This window comes from Candidatus Obscuribacterales bacterium (genome assembly GCA_036703605.1).
Lineage (GTDB): Bacteria > Cyanobacteriota > Cyanobacteriia > RECH01 > RECH01 > RECH01.
Window position 1 is genome coordinate 1 of sequence record DATNRH010001014.1, and the last position, 1703, is coordinate 1703.

The following is a 1703-nucleotide window of genomic DNA, read 5'->3' on the forward strand; positions in this document are numbered from 1 at the left end:
ACCGTCCCTCGGTGCGACCCTGTGTGGAGAGCTGAAGCACACGACCTTCATACAAAAGTGACGCATGTGTGACCTTTGTGCCACGCATGTCCACTGAGAGCAAGCATTTAAAGAGCTCAGCGCTAGACATGTTAGCAAGAACCTGAGAACGAACGTCCTTGTCCCCTGGGCGAGACACTGGGGCTTTGCTAGGAGCCTGCATGCCTCGACGCGAGGTTCGTGGAGCCTTGCCAGGTGCATGTTGTCTGACAGGTGTAGCAGAGGAGTCCTGGCTGTCAGCAGAGTTCTCGCTGCCACTGCGGTGGGTTGACGGCGCTGATTGACGCTGATGCCGCTGCTTGCTCCGAATAACGGCCATTTTGAGAATCTCAGTGCAGGTTTCTGGTCCCAGCTCCGCTTTTTCAAGCCTCTCACAAATGTGGTTGATAGCGTCGTCGGCCAGTTGCACACAGTATTCCTCTTGCAACATGTGTTGATGACGATATCTCAAGCTGGATGTGTGTCTGTTGACTACGAACTCTGCCCAACCGCACTTTTGGAGTTTTTTCAAAGTCACTTGCTTCACTGCTTGCAGTGTGTGTAGTGCAGACTCCGCGAAAGCATCTTCACCGCAGATATTGGCTGGATGCAATCCAGGGTACAATCGAAACCCTTTTGTTTCGGGGACACTAGGGGACAGGCTACCACAAGTCCTGTGCCCAACACAGGACCAGTACTCAAACCATCTTCTCCCGCGGTAAGAGGTTTATGGGGGGTGCTGCTTCGCCTCAAATAGAAGAAGGTCCTTATTGCAGCATATTGACCAGGCAAGCAGGTAGCCCTCATCCCCCTCGCAAAGGGGCCGTGGTGTCCCGTGTGCTAGGAGTGTGGAAAACATCACCAGTGTGTCGCCTGTGGTGGGGACGCCCAGGCTCAGGCTGGTCAGGCAGAACTTGCTCCCGCTCTTGGGTTCTGGAGAGGATAAGATAGAAAGAATGGGCTTACCGCTTGCACTGTTGTGCCAGCCAATAAAGGCATGTCCAACATCTCGCGTGTCCACATGTTCTGAGACCACCACTGGATGACCGGGCGTCTGGTGGGAGCAAACCACGCGATTCATCGCTGGACAGTCATCCAGGCCATAAGCACTAGTGCGGCGATCTCCAAGCAGCGCCTCAGCCTCGGTTTGAAGCCGCTGCAGGAACCCTGGAAAGGCACGATGCATTTGTGCCGCCATCTTGCCAAACGCTTCCCTCATGAGTGGGCGAGAGTGATCTGAATTTGGGTCAGCAGTTGCTGTAGAGAGAGAGAGAGAGAGAGAGAACAAGAACAAGAACAAGAAAGGAGAGAGGGAGGGAGGCAGCGGAGGGCTCTACCTGCAGTGTCAGCCACGGCGAGAGGTACATCCTTCGCTACATAGTCACGCACTTGACGCTCTCCTGGCACTGACGTTGGTGCAGTGGTTAATCCGTCAAGCACGATGAACTCTCCCATAGTTTTTCTAGCATTGCTTTTGAGGTTCTTCTTTGAGCAGTACTCCTTTCTGGTTCGCTTGACGCGGAGAATGTGTTTGGACAGCTCTGCACCAGTGATGCCATAGAGAGCAGAAATGAGAGATTTGCCTTGCACCACAACAGCCACCACCTGTGTCAGTGCGGTGGCCCAGACAATCAAAGAGCCAGGCTTGCCAAACTTCTCAAACTCATGCACATCCAATCCAAGGA

The 1703-nt window shown here is 53.7% G+C and carries 2 protein-coding genes; both read right to left on the reverse strand.

Annotated features, from left to right (window positions below; translation table 11 throughout):
* Positions 1-745: 745 nt before the first annotated feature.
* The gene (locus tag V6D20_20705; GenBank protein ID HEY9818200.1) at positions 746-1237 is read right to left on the reverse strand and encodes a hypothetical protein; all 492 of its coding nucleotides are present in this window, start codon (positions 1235-1237) and stop codon (positions 746-748) included.
* Positions 1234-1703, reverse strand: a 470-nt coding sequence (locus V6D20_20710) for a hypothetical protein (protein HEY9818201.1), incomplete at its 5' end; no start/stop codon positions are given. The genes V6D20_20710 and V6D20_20705, both read right to left, overlap by 4 nt.